Genomic DNA, 13434 nt, shown 5'->3' on the forward strand with positions numbered 1-13434 from the left:
AATCCGTGCCGTATGGCGATGGCATCCTGGAACTACGGCGCGGTCGCGAACAAGCAATTTATCGCGGCTAATCCGGTAGTCAAGAAGCTCGTCGAGCAGATCCGTTTTCCATCGGCGACATGGTCGGCCTGGGAACTTGCGATCAGCAAGGGCAACGGCGCAACAGCGGTCGTCGCAACACTTGCGGACCAGTGGCTCGCCGCGAACAAAACTCAGTTCGACGGTTGGGTTGATACGGCTCGTAACGCACACTGAATGAGTAGCGGCGAAGGTGCACAACGGTGACCGAGCCGCTCCTGCACCTTCGCCGTGTCTCATCCCGTGTCATGAAGCTAAGCGCTCACGCGAACGAACTCCCAGCTACTTGATCGCAACCGCCTCTTTCCCACACGACGGACAATAATGTGCAAACGCGTTCTTTCGCGTTTCGCAAAAGGCGCACGCGTCAAACAAGCTGATGCCGCAGTGCATGCAGAAGTCGAGTTTTGGATTGCTCAGGTCGGCCTTGCGTTCGCATCCCGGGCAGATGCCCTTCGCAAAGCGGCTTTGAGCAACGTCATAACTCAGGGCCTGACGACGTTGATCGTCGGGTAACGTCTCCGCGGATTTTTGATTTTGCAGGTAGCGTTGCAAGGCATTGATGGAGTAACGCCCAACCAGGATCGTCACGATCACGCCTACGATGTACCGGACATAACCGCCGTAGTCAGGAAGGTACGGAACCAGTTCGACGAAAAACGCAAACAACGCGAAGAATATGAAGCCCCAGACAAAGGGCCAATATCGGTTCTTGCGATGCCTTGCAAACAGCCATCCGCCAATCACCAGCAAGGGCAGGGTAATCGCCAGCCGGATGAGGAAATTCTTCATGTCGATGCCGCGCTGAAGCGCATCGAGTTTTTCCTCGGCCTGGGTGCGAAGCGCCGCTTCCGCCGTCCGTTCCTTCTCCAGCACTTGCCGGTTCTGTGCGTTGGTTTGCTCTATCTGGTCCAGCGCTTTTTGTGCAGTACGGACGTTGTCATTGAGCGTTTCCAGCGAATGCGTACGGCTGACAAGCTCCTTGTTTTGATCAGCCTGTTCGGTCGCCGTGCGGGTGGCGAGCCAGTTAGAGAATGTTTCGTGCGCGCTCGAATATTCGGCCGTCGCGGCTTGCAGTCTGAGCCGCGCGGACTCCTCGGCTGTCTCGCCATCGCGGGCATTGCTTTGCGCTTGCTTGATCGATGTTTCTATCGCGGCGCTGGCGCTCGGATCGATCAGTGAGTCCAGCGTAGGCGGCGCCTCGACGCCGGGTAAATTCCCGACAACAAGCCCACCCAGGCCAATCAGGAAACCCGCAAACGCGAAGGCGATCAACCAGAGCGCTCGGTGAAACCATTTTTCTGATACTCGCATGGGTTGCATCGGTCAGTCCCCGTATTGAATTGCTACATGGCGGGCCATCGGTTCATGGTGGCCCGATCTTCGGACGCACGATCGCCCCTCAAGGATGCTGTGAGGCGAGGCGATGAACCAGGGCTTTGGTCTGCGGAATGATAGCGTAAGGGATCTGGAAGGACGGGCTTACGGGGAGAAGGGTGTAGTGCCAAGGTTTGAATACCTCGTTCTTCGCATCCGAACGTGGCGAAGCTCATGGCGGAAAGTCAGGCTGAATCGCTGATTAAACCGGTCGTTTCGCCGGACGCAATCATCATCTGCACAAGCTCCGATCTTGCGACCTGGAGCGCAGACTCTATGCCCGTCGCCTCCCCGCCCAGGGTCATGGCTGCCATGCTGGATGCGCCGGTCGTGTCCTTGGCCGACATATGTGATTCGCGCGAAACTTGTGCCTGCAGTTCGCTTAGCTGCCTTTGCAACTCTTCGATCAATTGCTTCAATTGCTTGATCGCAGCGGCCACGGCACTGTTGCTCCCGGATGAAGAGCCGCCGCCACTCGCGCCCGATGCAGCCGGCGCAGCACTCGTTGGGGAGGTTGATGGCGCGGTTGACGATGCAGCACTCCCCGATGTTGCTCCGCTTGTCGTATTGTCTGCGGCTTGCGAGCCAGGAATGGGCGCCATAGCAAGGCTTGATGCAACCGGTTGAATTTGCATTCGCGATGGGGGTCGCCGACGTGCGCGAGAAAGTGGCTATCCCCGCAATATCGGCTTACGGAATTATTTCTTTAGCCTGTCCCGTTATCTAATTACGCCGCACCCTCACGCCGTTTCCTCGCAGAGCGTCCGCTCGTCCGCCGGCTCAATTCCGTTACCAGCACCGCGCAACAACCCGCCGCTGCCCTGCACTGAACAACGAGCGCGCGATCGCTTTAGATACATGCTCGGCGTCATGCCGCAGAAACGTTTGAAATGCCGTGCGAAATGACTCTGGTCGAAGAACCCGACCTCAGCCGCCACCACCGATCCCGGCACGCCCGCCAGCAACAACGCTTGCGCACGCTCAATCCGTAGCCCGCACAAATACCGGTACGGTGAAGAGCCAAATTGCTGGCGAAACGCGGTCGCGAATCGCGACACGCTAAGCGCAGACAGCTCGGCAAGTTGTGCAAGCGTCACGGGTTCATCGAAGTGCGCCTCGATAAACGCCCGGGCCTCGGTCAGCGGCATGGCTTGTTTCATGAAGCCGCCGCCACAGGTTGAGCGTTCGATGAAGTTGCAAACGCCGCGAACCGGCTGATCGAAAATGGATCGAGCGGAATCGGTGTACTACCGGTATCGATCAGCTCGGCCAGCGTCTCGCCCACACCCGGGCCAATCTGGAACCCCGAGCCGCTGAAGCCGAATGCATAAAACAGTCCGTCAGTAGTCGAGCTGCGGCCGATCACCGGCTCACCGTCGGGCAAGTAACCTTCCACACCGCTCCAGACCCGGATCACGTGCAGCGGAGCCATCGCAGGAACCAGGCGGCGGAGTTGCGCGATCTGCCGCACGGTGTTGATCGGCAGCACGGATGCGCGTCGCGTGAGGGCATCGGCGGGACCCGGCGGGCCGCCACCTATGATGATGTTGCCGCGCGGAATCTGGCGGAAGTAGATGCCTTCCTGCTTGATCGATGTGAACACGCCCATCGACGACTTGAAGACATACGGCACGGGTTCAGTGACCGACATTTGCGGTCCGCTTGCGCGCAGCGGCACCGGTTCGCCGAACTGCTCAGTGAGCCGGCTTGCCCAAGCGCCCGCACAAATCACGAGCTGCGCTGCCCGATACACCACGCCTGCCACAGTCTCCACGCGAAAACCATCGCCGTCCTTCTCCACATGCACGATCTCCGTGTTCTCCACCACCTGCGCGCCCATGCGCGCCGCCGCCCGGCCGAAGGCCGGCGCAGCGAGGCGCGGGTTTGCATGACCGTCGAGCGGCGAGATGGAGGCCGCCAATACCTCACGGCCAAGAAAAGGGAAACGGTCGAACATCGCCTTGCCGTGCAGCACGTCCAGATTGAGGCCGTACGCGCGGGCATCGGCGGCGTAGCGGTCGAAGGTATCCGCATCGTGTGCGTGATAACAGACCCGCGTGTGCCCGGACGGCAGGAATTCGATGTCCTCGCCCAGCAGTTCTTTCGAATGCTGCCACGTGTTGAGCGAGCGATTCGCCATCGCGAGTTGCGGCAGCGCACGGCCTTGCCTGCGGACACCACCAAAGTTGACGCCGCTCGCTTGCTGGCCCGTCAGGCCGCGCTCAAGCAGGATCACGGAGCAAGCGGGGTTGCGACGTCGCAGGAAAAACGCAGTGGTCGTACCCATGATGCCGCCGCCGATCACGATCACATCGGCTCGGTGCGAGGCTTCATGAGCAGCTTGTCGTGACGCGGTCATTCGGTTGCCCCCTCTTCCTCGACCAACGCCACCGGCAACGGTTTGACGGGGGCCTGCCCACGTAGCCGTCCAACGGAAGCCAGTGGCACGGATGCCGCCGCCGCGATCACTTCCGCTCCCGCGTGAGCGCAAAAGCGGCCTTGGCAGCGGCCCATGCCCACGCGCGAAAATGCCTTCGCGCGATTCGCTTCCTGCGCGCCGGTTTCGCGGACGACGCGACGTAATTCGCCCGCTGTAATGGCTTCGCAACGGCACACGATAGTCTCGTCCGGCAGCATGCTTGCGAACCGTGCGGGCCACGGAAAGGCCGCACGCAAGCCGGCCGCGAAGCGGCTGAAAACCTGCAGTTGTTCACGCAAGACAGTCAGACCTTCGACCTTCAAACCGCCGTCCTGCATCGCAGCGAAGGCGGCGAGACGGCCCGATCGTTCGGCGGCATCCGCGCCGCGGATACGCGCACCGTCGCCTGCCAGATAGATGCCCTTGACACTGCTGCGGCCGTCTTCATCGGTGGCGGGCAGCCATTGCTGGGTGGGTTCATCGAATGAAAATTCGCAGCCGGCCAAGTCGGCGAGCTGCGTTTCAGGGCGCAAGTGATACCCCATCGCGACTGCATCGCAGGCCACCTTCAAGGGCATACCGCTTTGCAGAGCGACCTCAACGTGGCTCACGCCGTGCTCCGATGAACCGCTTATTTCCAGTGGCCGAACGCCACGATATACCCGCACACGCGCTTTCCTCAGCACTCCCATCAAAGCGATGCCTTTTTTCAGCGCGGCGGGAACGGCGAGCAGCTTCGGCAACGCGCTGAGCCGTTGTAAAAGAGTGGAGGTATCGAAGACGGCGGACACCGCCGCGCCCGCTTTCACATACTGCGCAGCGACAAGGTACAGCAGCGGCCCGGTGCCCATCAGCACGACTCGCGAACCGATCGAGCACCCCTGCGACTTCAGCGCGACTTGCGCGCCTCCCAGGCTATACGTGCCGGCGTAATGCCAACCCTTCACCGGCATCAACCGGTCCGTCGCGCCACTGCAAATGATCAACGCATCGAATTCGAGCGTACGGTAGGCCGTTCCACTGACAAGATGCACAGCGTTCGCCGCGATGTTCCAGACGAGCGTTTCAGGCAGGTAGTCGATACGGCTTTTGAGCGCGTCGAAGCTCGAATGCAGAGCGGCCGCGCGTGCACTTTCGGTGCCGTAGAGCGTCTCATAGGAGCGCGTGAAACCTTCCGGCTGCCGTCGATAAATCTGCCCGCCGTCTCGCCGGCCTTCATCAATTACCGTCGGCCGCAGACCCGCTTCGACCAGCGCCTCGGCTGCCCGCACGCCCGCGGGTCCCGTGCCAATCACGACTACCCGCGCGGCCATACGCCCTCCCCGGCTGTCGTCAATTGCGTGACGATCGACATGCCCGCTGCCGCCGGCGTTGTACACGCACGCAACCGGTCGCCCTCAGCGGTCCAGACCCAGCAATCCTGGCATGCCCCCATCAGGCAGAACCCCGCGCGCCTGCCATCGCCGAATTCAGAGTCCCGCAAGGTCCTCATGCCGGTCAGCAACGCGACCATCAACGTGTCGCCAACGGCTGCCTGCCGCGCCACGCCATCGACGGTTATCACAAACGTCTTGCGCTCCGTTTCCGCCAGCCGCACGAATCGTCCGCTCATGCTTCAACCACCTCGATTGTCTGCAGCCGGCTCAACTCGGCCGTTGAATGGTGGCATAGAATTTCCGCGCCCGAAGGCAGCTTCTTCATGGAGGGCGGCGTGGCATTGCATTTACCGTCGATACGAACCGGACAACGCGCCCTGAAGCTGCACAGCTCGGCTATGTCCGCGCTTTCGCCCATCTGCGGCAACGCGGCGCTGCCGATCAGGCGGCGTGCGTCGAGCCAGCCGGGTTTCAGCGCCGGCACGGAGTCGACCAGCAAACCTGTATAGGGGTGATACGGCGGTGCCGCGAGCACGTCGCGCTCGCCCGCCTCCACGCGATGTCCCGCGTACAGCACGATCACTTCATCACAGATCGAACGCACCGTTGAGATGTCGTGGCTGATGAACATGTACGACACACCCAGCTCTCGGCGCAGTTCTGCAAGCAGGTCGAGAATCGCCGCGCCGACCACGGTGTCAAGCGCGGACGTCACTTCGTCGCAGAGAATCAGCGCGGGGTCGGCCGCGAGCGCACGCGCCAGGTTGACACGCTGCTTCTGGCCGCCCGACAAACCGCCCGGCGCGCGCTCCGCAATCGATGCCGGCAGCTTGACGAGATCGAGCAGTTCCAGCGTCCGCTTGCGCGCCGCCGCCCCGCGCAGATGATGATAAAAAGCGAGCGGCCGGCTGAGGATATCGGCAATGGTATGGCTCGGATTCAACGCGGTATCGGCGTTCTGGAACACGATCTGGATCTGCCGGTATTGATCAGGAGTCCGCTTCGACAGTTGCGCCGGGAGCGGCTTGCCGTCGAAGAAAACTTCACCGCGCGCCCGGTCGACCAGACCCGCCACCACGCGCGCGAGCGTCGTCTTGCCCGATCCTGATTCACCGATCACCCCCAGCGTGCTGCCACGTGCAATGGACAGACTCACGTCGTCGAGCACGCGCACGGCCGGCGCGCCATACCGGTCGATACGGCCGTAACCCGCCGCCAACCCACGGATTTCGAGCAAGGGCGGCGCAAGTTTCTGAGCCGCCGTCTGCACCGACAACACCGGCTCGGGCCGTCGCGTGGCAGCCAGCAACTGCTGCGTGTACACGTCAACGGGCGCATCAAGCACTTGCGCCACGAGACCATCTTCTTTCACCCGGCCGCCGTTCAGCACGACAATCCGGTCCGCCATCTGCGCGACCACCGCAAGATCGTGCGACACGTAGATAGCCGTGGTGCCCAGCTCGCGGATCACCTTCTTGAACGCTGCAAGCACTTCGATTTGCGTGGTCACATCGAGTGCGGTCGTCGGCTCGTCGAACACCACCACTGCTGGATCGGTGATCAACGCCATGGCCGCCATCAGGCGCTGCAACTGCCCGCCCGAGACCTGGTGCGGATAACGCTCGCCGATCGTGTCCGCCTCCGGTAATGCAAGCGCACGGAACAACTCGATCGCCTTGCGACGTGCCGCGTCTTTCGTCATCAGCCGATGCAGCAGCGCGGGTTCCGTCACCTGATCGATAATCGTGCGCGCCGGATTGAACCCGGAAGATGCACTCTGCGCCACATACGCCACGGTCCGCGCGCGCAGCGCCCGGCGGCCTCGCTGGTCGAGTTCGAGCACTTCTGTCTCGCCGATCCGCACCGACCCGCCGCTAATGGAACACCCTTGCCGCGCATATCCCAGCAGCGCCAGCGCGATAGTCGTCTTGCCCGATCCCGACTCACCGATCAACGCCAGCACCTCGCCTTTCTTCACCGAAAAATCGACGCCCTTGACGATCTCGGTCACCGGATCGGGTGCGGCGCCCGCCACCACACGCAAGCCCTTCACTTGAATCATGTCGATCGTGTTGGTGCTCATTGCGCAGCTCCTTGCCCGCGGCCGCCACGACGGCGCAGGTTGTCGATCAGCAGATTCACGCCGATTGTCAGCGTCGCGATCGCGATAGCCGGCATCATGACGGCGGGCGCCCCTTCAGCCAGTCCACCGATATTCTCGCGCACTAGCGAGCCCCAGTCGGCATTGGGCGGCTGTACGCCGAGGCCGAGAAAGCTCAGGCCGCTGAGCAGCAACACGATAAATACGAAGCGCAGGCCGAAGTCGGCGAGCATCGGATGGATCATGTTCGGAAGCACTTCCACGCGCGCGATATAGAACAGCCGTTCGCCGCGAGCCCGCGCGACCTGCACGTATTCGAGCGTCATCAGGTTGACCGCGAGCGAGCGCGAAATGCGGAACGCGCCGGGAATGTAGGCGAGCGCGGCGACACCCATCAGCATGGGGATGGACGAACCAAACGCGGCGATCACAACCAGCGCAAGCACCTTGCTCGGAATGGAGATCAACGCGTCGAACAGGCGGCTCAGGATTTCGTCGACCCAGCGGCCCGACACAGCGGCGATCAAGCCGAAGAACGTGCCGATCAGGCTCGCCATCAACGCCGCGGCCAACGCCAGCCCGACCGTATAGCGGGTGCCGTACAGGATCCGGCTGAGCATGTCGCGGCCGAGATAGTCGGTGCCCAGCAGGAACGCATGGCTCGACCCGGCGAACACATCCACGGATGACAGCGCACCGCTTTTGTAAGGCGCGATCCACGGACCGATGACCGCAATGGTCATCCAGAATACGACCAGCACGAGGCCGATCAAACCGAGCACGGAGAAGCGCCGGTGCAGCCGTTTCAGCACGCCCGGTTTTGGCCCGGCAACTTCAGGCGCAGGGATGGCCGGTTCATTGACGATTTCATCAAGACCCATGTCGTAGAGCTCGTTGCCAGGATGGTGAATGGAAGAATTGGCGGGTCGGTTCATCGTTGACGCAGCCTCGGGTTGGATACGATTTGGGCCAGATCGGCAATCAGCACGAGCAGCAGGTAAGCCGCGCAGAACACCATCACGCAGCCCTGCACGAGCGGCATGTCGCGGTTCGTGACGGCGTCGACCATGAGGCTCGCCAAGCCCGGATAATTGAAGATCGATTCGACAATCACCACGCCGCCGAACAGGTACGACAGGCTCAGCGCCACCGCATTGGCGATCGGGCCAATGGTGTTTGGCAACACATGGCGCAGGACCACGCGCATGGGTGACGCGCCTTTCAGGATCGCCATCTCGACATACGATGCGTTGAGCTGGTCGAGCACGGCGGCGCGGGTCATGCGCGCCATCTGCGCCACGAGCACGCAACACAGCGTCATGACGGGCATCGCGTAGATCCGCAACAGACCGCCGAACGATGACACCTCGGACAAATACGACAACGCGGGCAGCCAGCGCAGCTTCACGGCGAAGACCAGCACGGCGATGGTCGCAATCAGGAACTCCGGCACTGCAACGGTGGATAAAGTCAGCACGTTGAGCACGCGATCGAGCAGCGAGCCGCGGAACATGGCCGACGAGATGCCGATAAACAGCGCGACCGGGACGGACACCAGCGCGGTCAATCCGGCCAGCACGAGCGAGTTCGGCAAGCGCGTGGCGATCAGTTGACTGACGGGCAAGCTATTCGATAACGATGTACCGAAGTTACCGGTGACGATCAGGTAGAGCCACTCGAAGTAGCGCTGCAAGGCCGGCTGGTCGAGCCCGAACTGGTGCCGTAGCGCTGCGACTGCTTCAGGTGTGGCCGCTTGCCCGAGCGCCTGCTGCGCGGCGTCGCCGGGGAGCAGCCCCGTAATGCCGAACACCACTGCCGACACAAGCAGCAGCGTGAGCAGTGCGAGGCCCAGGCGAGCAGCGATAAGTCGTGACGCGTGTGCTTTCATGATCCGCCTCCGGGGTTGAAACGGCACGCCCCGCGCGGGCGGCGTGCTTTACTGCCTGATAACTGAACCACCTGAACCCGCTTCAGCTTTCCAGCCAGACATGCTCCGCGAACATGAAGCCCATCAGGCCGGCCAGCGGAATCGATCCCAGGCCCTTGAGCTTGGTCGTGAAACCGTCGATCGAGCTCTGGAACATCGGAATGCCGACACCGCCGCTCTCATGCACCAATACCTGCATGTCGCCGTAGATCTGCTTGCGCTTGGCGTCGTCCGGTTCGCCGCGCGCCGCCAGCAGCATCTGGTCGAACTTCGGGCTCTTCCAGTTCGCTTCGTTCCATGGCGCGTCCGACTTGAAGAACTGCGTGAACAGCACGTCGGCGCTTGGGCGGGCATTTATATTGCCGAAGCCCAGCGGATGTTTCATCCAGTGGTTCGACCAGTAGCCGTCGGCGGGCACGCGCGTGACTTGCAGGTTCAAGCCCGCTGCGGGCGCGGCCTGTTGCAACAGCACCGCCATTTCGACCGAGCCGTCGGCCGCCGGCGAGGCATAAATCTGCACGGGCGCGTTGCCCACTTTTGCCTTCTGGAAATAGAACTTGGCTTTCTCCGGATCGTAGGGACGCTGGGGAATACCCGGCATGAAGTATTTGTTAGTCGGATCGATCGGCTGGTCGTTGGCGATCGTGCCGAAACCCTGGAACACGGCGCGGCGAATCTGCTCGCGATCCATGAGATAGAACATACCCCGACGAAAATCTTCGTTGCCGCTAATCCCGCCGTCGTCGCGAACAATCAGGTCCGTGTACTGGCCCGTCTTCGTCTCCAGCACGGTGAAACCCGGCGTGCCCTTGATGCGGGTCGTCGAGCGCGGGCTGATCGCGTTGATCAGTTGCACATCGCCGGAAAGCAGCGCATTCACGCGGGCGGATTCGTCGCCAATACCAATCAGCTCGACTTCGTCCAGATGCGGCATGCCCGGCTTCCAGTACTTCTCGTTCTTCACGCCGACTGTACGCACGCCCGGCGAGAAGTCCTTGAGCTTGAAAGGACCCGTGCCAATAGCCGTCTTGAAGTCGGTCGTGCCGTCCTTGATGATCAGGAAGTGCGAGGTCGCGAGAATCACCGGCAGGTCGGCATTCGCGCCTTCCAGCGTGATGGTGACCTCGTTCGGGCCGGTCGCTTTCGCTTCCTTGATCTGGTCGGCGAGCGTCTTGGCCTTCGACGCCGTGGCCGGGTCCTTGTGGCGCATTAGCGAATAAACCACGTCGGCGGGCGCGAGCGCCTTGCCGTCGTGGAATTGAACGCCGCTGCGCAGCTTCACGATCCATACGGTCGCATCTTTCGATTCAAGCGATTCCGCCAGCGCCATCTTCGCGCCGAGATGTGAATCAAGTTCGGTCAGGCCGTTGTAGAACATGTTTGCCCGCACATAGTCCGTGCCGAGCGCACCCTTTGCCGGATCGAGCGTATCCGCGGCGGACGCGGACTGCGTGGCCACCCGAATCTTGCCGCCCTGCTTCGGCTTCGCCTGCGCGAACGCAGCGCCGCTCGCGGTGAGCAACCCTGCCCCGGTGATCGACGCCATGCCGGCCGCGGCCAGCGCGCGCAGCACCTCGCGCCGTGACGCACCCCGGCGCGTCAGGCGCTCGAGTTCGGTCACTTCAGTCCCGGCTGGGGCATCGGCGTGTTGCAGATCTTGTTCGTTCATTGAGACTTCTCCGCGAGGGTGGCTGGGGTTGGTTTTGGTTTTGTCGGCTTGGTTACATGAAAGGCTGCGAAATCAATAAAACACATCCTTGATGCGGTAGTACGTGCCCACTAGCGGCAAGAACCAGGGCTTGCCCGTGTGGCCGGGAATCGCCGGCCACTCGAATTCACGCCACGGATTTGCGCTCTCGCGGCCGTCCATGACATCGGCCATGACCTGCCCCATGTGCGTGGACATCTGCGTACCGTGGCCGCTATAACCGATCGAAAAATAGATCCCGTCATGCTGGCCCGCACGCGGCAGCCGGTCTGCGGTGATATCGACGAGACCACCCCAGCAATAGTCGATGCGCGCCTGCGCCAGCGCCGGGAACATCGTCGCGAGACCGTCCTGCAGGATGCGTCCGCTCTTCGCGTCCGAGGGCTGCTCGGACGCCGTGAAGCGTGCCCGGCCGCCGTACAGCAAACGCGAATCGGGCGTGATGCGGAAATAGTTGTGCATCAGGCGCGACGTCGTGTACGCGCGGCGATTCGGAAACACCTGGTTGATCACGTCGGCCGGCAACGGCTCCGTCACCACGATGAAAGAACCCACCGGTGCAAGACGTCGCCGGTACCAGCCGAACGGGCCTTGCCGCGACGGTCCGGTCGCGACCAGCACCTGCCTGGCGCGAACTTCCCCACGCGCCGACACGATCCGGTACCCGCCGTCAGCGGCCTTTTCTATCGATGTCACGGGCGCGTTCTCATAGAGCTTCGCACCGTGACGCGCGGCGGCGTCCGCCAGACCGACCGTGAACTTGCCCATGTGCATCTGGCCGCCATGCCGCTGCAGCAAACCGCCGAAAAAACTGTCCGACTGAATCTCGGTCGAGATGCGCTCGCGGCCAATGATCTCGATATCGGCATCGACTTCACGCCGGATCACCTCCGCCGTCTTCTCCAGGTGCGCGAGATGATGCGGTTTCGACGCGAGCTTCAGCTTGCCCGACGCAAGGTAATCGCAATCGATCTGCTCTTCGCGGATCAGGCGTTCGACGGTATCGACCGCGGCTGCATAGGCCAGATAACAACCGCGCGCCTTCTCCAGTCCAAGCTGCTGAACCAGCGCAGCGAAATCCTGCGCGACGCCGGTATTGACCTGGCCGCCATTGCGACCCGACGCACCGCCGCCGATTCGCCCCGCGTCCAGCACCGCTACCGACGCGCCGCGCTTGCCCAACGCCAGCGCCGCCGACAAGCCCGTGAAGCCGCCCCCGACCACTGCCACGTCAACACGGCCATCGACCGGGCCATCGGTCGTTGAAAGCAGTGGCGGCGCGGTGTCGAGCCAGTAGGAGTCGAGCTTCATACGGCGGCTTACAGTCCGAGCAGCGTGGCGAGATGCGGGATGTCGTCGACTTCGGTGTACTCGTAGTACGGCGTCGACGGTTCATGGCCGCGCTTGACGAACGCCTTGTGCTTGATGCCCATGTCGTGGGCGGTCATCAGGTCATAGCGCAGGCTCGACGACACGTGCAGAACGTCTTCCGGGTTGCAGTTAAGCTGGTCGAACATATACTCGAAGCCTTGCATGCGCGGCTTGTACGACTGCGCCTGCTCGGCCGTGAACACGGCATGGAACGGCGCGCCGAGTTTGTCGACGTTGCTCTGGATCTGGTTGTTCGAGGCGTTCGACAGGATCACCAGCTTGTACTTCTTCGCCAGCCGCGAGAGGCCTTCCGGCACATCCGGATGCGGACCCCACGTTGGCACGGCCGTGTAGAACGTTTCTGCCTTGGCTTCATCGAATTCAATGTTCATGCGTTTGCAAGCCCGCTTGAACGCATTCACGATCACGTCGCGATACGGCTTCCATGCGCCGAGCACTTCATCGCGCCGATAACCCGAGAAGAACGCAATCAGCTTGTCCATGTCCGGACCGCTCAGCACGTCACCGTACATTTCGCGCGTCATGTCAGCGAGGCGGAATTTGGTCAGCGTGCCGTAGCAGTCGAAGGTGATGTACTTCGGTTCGAATTCGATCATGGTGAAAGTCCTATCGTTGATATGAACCCGCGAGGGGTTCAGTGGCGAAAACAGGAAAACGCATTCCTGTTAGAGATTTAATCAGCGCAAAAACAAAGATGTCCCTGATTCGCGCAATCCAAAAACACAAAACATGCGTTTTGCAGGGTGTCGGCAGCAGAGTCTGCGGTTCGGGTTGCGGCTGTTTTTCAGCCTCTTTCAGGGCCTAGGGTTTGCCCTTCTTTTTGCGGGCTTAAGACAAGTTCCGGAGCCCGTATCTATTCACGCAAATCGATCAGCACACTCTTGAAGCGAAGGTTCGCTTCGTAAGCCTGCCGGCCCAGGTCCTTGCCGATGCCCGAGCGTTTGTAGCCACCGGTCGGGATCATGAAATCGGACGTCCTGCCGTAGCGGTTGACCCATACCGTACCCGCTTCCAGACCCCGGACCAGCCGCAGCGCACGGCCCAGGTCTGCTGTGT

Annotated in this window: 14 protein-coding genes; 1 reads left to right on the forward strand and 13 read right to left on the reverse strand. The window is 61.9% G+C overall.

What is annotated here, in order from left to right:
• On the forward strand, positions 1-255 hold a 255-nt coding region (locus JWR14_RS28790), incomplete at its 5' end, for a glycine betaine ABC transporter substrate-binding protein (RefSeq protein WP_299715824.1).
• A gap of 105 nt (positions 256-360) precedes the next feature.
• Here JWR14_RS28790 and JWR14_RS28795 read toward each other — a convergent pair.
• From JWR14_RS28795 to JWR14_RS28855, 13 genes are all read right to left on the reverse strand, one after another.
• Positions 361-1392, reverse strand: a complete 1032-nt coding sequence (locus JWR14_RS28795) for a serine endopeptidase (protein WP_299715827.1) — start codon at positions 1390-1392, stop codon at positions 361-363.
• A 248-nt stretch (positions 1393-1640) separates the two neighbouring features.
• The gene (locus tag JWR14_RS28800; RefSeq protein ID WP_299715830.1) at positions 1641-2057 is read right to left on the reverse strand and encodes a hypothetical protein; all 417 of its coding nucleotides are present in this window, start codon (positions 2055-2057) and stop codon (positions 1641-1643) included.
• A gap of 138 nt (positions 2058-2195) precedes the next feature.
• The gene (locus tag JWR14_RS28805) at positions 2196-2615 is read right to left on the reverse strand and encodes an AraC family transcriptional regulator (protein WP_299715833.1); all 420 of its coding nucleotides are present in this window, start codon (positions 2613-2615) and stop codon (positions 2196-2198) included.
• The gene (locus JWR14_RS28810; protein WP_299715836.1) at positions 2612-3814 is read right to left on the reverse strand and encodes an FAD-binding oxidoreductase; all 1203 of its coding nucleotides are present in this window, start codon (positions 3812-3814) and stop codon (positions 2612-2614) included. The genes JWR14_RS28805 and JWR14_RS28810 overlap by 4 nt, the downstream gene beginning before the upstream one ends.
• On the reverse strand, positions 3811-5187 hold the full coding sequence (locus JWR14_RS28815) for an FAD/NAD(P)-binding oxidoreductase (RefSeq protein WP_299715839.1): 1377 nt from the start codon (positions 5185-5187) through the stop codon (positions 3811-3813). The genes JWR14_RS28810 and JWR14_RS28815 overlap by 4 nt, the downstream gene beginning before the upstream one ends.
• Positions 5172-5486 (reverse strand): (2Fe-2S)-binding protein, encoded by a 315-nt coding sequence (locus JWR14_RS28820; protein ID WP_299715842.1) that lies wholly within the window; start codon positions 5484-5486, stop codon positions 5172-5174. The genes JWR14_RS28815 and JWR14_RS28820 overlap by 16 nt, the downstream gene beginning before the upstream one ends.
• Positions 5483-7333, reverse strand: a complete 1851-nt coding sequence (locus JWR14_RS28825) for an ABC transporter ATP-binding protein (protein ID WP_299715845.1) — start codon at positions 7331-7333, stop codon at positions 5483-5485. Before JWR14_RS28825 ends, JWR14_RS28820 begins: the two co-directional genes overlap by 4 nt.
• Positions 7330-8286 (reverse strand): ABC transporter permease, encoded by a 957-nt coding sequence (locus JWR14_RS28830; protein ID WP_299715848.1) that lies wholly within the window; start codon positions 8284-8286, stop codon positions 7330-7332. The genes JWR14_RS28825 and JWR14_RS28830 overlap by 4 nt, the downstream gene beginning before the upstream one ends.
• Positions 8283-9239 carry an ABC transporter permease gene (locus JWR14_RS28835; protein ID WP_299715851.1) on the reverse strand — a complete coding sequence of 319 codons (957 nt, stop codon included), beginning with the start codon at positions 9237-9239 and terminating at the stop codon, positions 8283-8285. The genes JWR14_RS28830 and JWR14_RS28835 overlap by 4 nt, the downstream gene beginning before the upstream one ends.
• Before the next feature lie 82 nt (positions 9240-9321).
• On the reverse strand, positions 9322-10947 hold the full coding sequence (locus JWR14_RS28840; RefSeq protein WP_299715854.1) for an ABC transporter substrate-binding protein: 1626 nt from the start codon (positions 10945-10947) through the stop codon (positions 9322-9324).
• 72 nt (positions 10948-11019) lie between these two features.
• Positions 11020-12297 (reverse strand): FAD-binding oxidoreductase, encoded by a 1278-nt coding sequence (locus JWR14_RS28845; RefSeq protein WP_299715857.1) that lies wholly within the window; start codon positions 12295-12297, stop codon positions 11020-11022.
• An 8-nt stretch (positions 12298-12305) separates the two neighbouring features.
• Complete coding sequence (locus tag JWR14_RS28850) at positions 12306-12974, reverse strand: haloacid dehalogenase type II (protein WP_299715861.1); 669 nt, start codon at positions 12972-12974, stop codon at positions 12306-12308.
• A 257-nt stretch (positions 12975-13231) separates the two neighbouring features.
• A partial coding sequence (locus JWR14_RS28855) for an aldehyde dehydrogenase family protein (RefSeq protein ID WP_299715864.1) occupies positions 13232-13434 on the reverse strand: 203 nt, incomplete at its 5' end.

Origin of the sequence: Caballeronia sp. (assembly GCF_028292365.1) — a bacterium.
Lineage (GTDB): Bacteria > Pseudomonadota > Gammaproteobacteria > Burkholderiales > Burkholderiaceae > Caballeronia.

Coding starts and splice junctions, on each gene's coding strand:
- JWR14_RS28795 (WP_299715827.1), bottom strand. CDS start 1,392: ATGCGAGTATCAGAAAAATGGTTTCACCGAGCGCTCTGGTTGATCGCC.
- JWR14_RS28800 (WP_299715830.1), bottom strand. CDS start 2,057: ATGGCGCCCATTCCTGGCTCGCAAGCCGCAGACAATACGACAAGCGGA.
- JWR14_RS28805 (WP_299715833.1), bottom strand. CDS start 2,615: ATGAAACAAGCCATGCCGCTGACCGAGGCCCGGGCGTTTATCGAGGCG.
- JWR14_RS28810 (WP_299715836.1), bottom strand. CDS start 3,814: ATGACCGCGTCACGACAAGCTGCTCATGAAGCCTCGCACCGAGCCGAT.
- JWR14_RS28815 (WP_299715839.1), bottom strand. CDS start 5,187: ATGGCCGCGCGGGTAGTCGTGATTGGCACGGGACCCGCGGGCGTGCGG.
- JWR14_RS28820 (WP_299715842.1), bottom strand. CDS start 5,486: ATGAGCGGACGATTCGTGCGGCTGGCGGAAACGGAGCGCAAGACGTTT.
- JWR14_RS28825 (WP_299715845.1), bottom strand. CDS start 7,333: ATGAGCACCAACACGATCGACATGATTCAAGTGAAGGGCTTGCGTGTG.
- JWR14_RS28830 (WP_299715848.1), bottom strand. CDS start 8,286: ATGAACCGACCCGCCAATTCTTCCATTCACCATCCTGGCAACGAGCTC.
- JWR14_RS28835 (WP_299715851.1), bottom strand. CDS start 9,239: ATGAAAGCACACGCGTCACGACTTATCGCTGCTCGCCTGGGCCTCGCA.
- JWR14_RS28840 (WP_299715854.1), bottom strand. CDS start 10,947: ATGAACGAACAAGATCTGCAACACGCCGATGCCCCAGCCGGGACTGAA.
- JWR14_RS28845 (WP_299715857.1), bottom strand. CDS start 12,297: ATGAAGCTCGACTCCTACTGGCTCGACACCGCGCCGCCACTGCTTTCA.
- JWR14_RS28850 (WP_299715861.1), bottom strand. CDS start 12,974: ATGATCGAATTCGAACCGAAGTACATCACCTTCGACTGCTACGGCACG.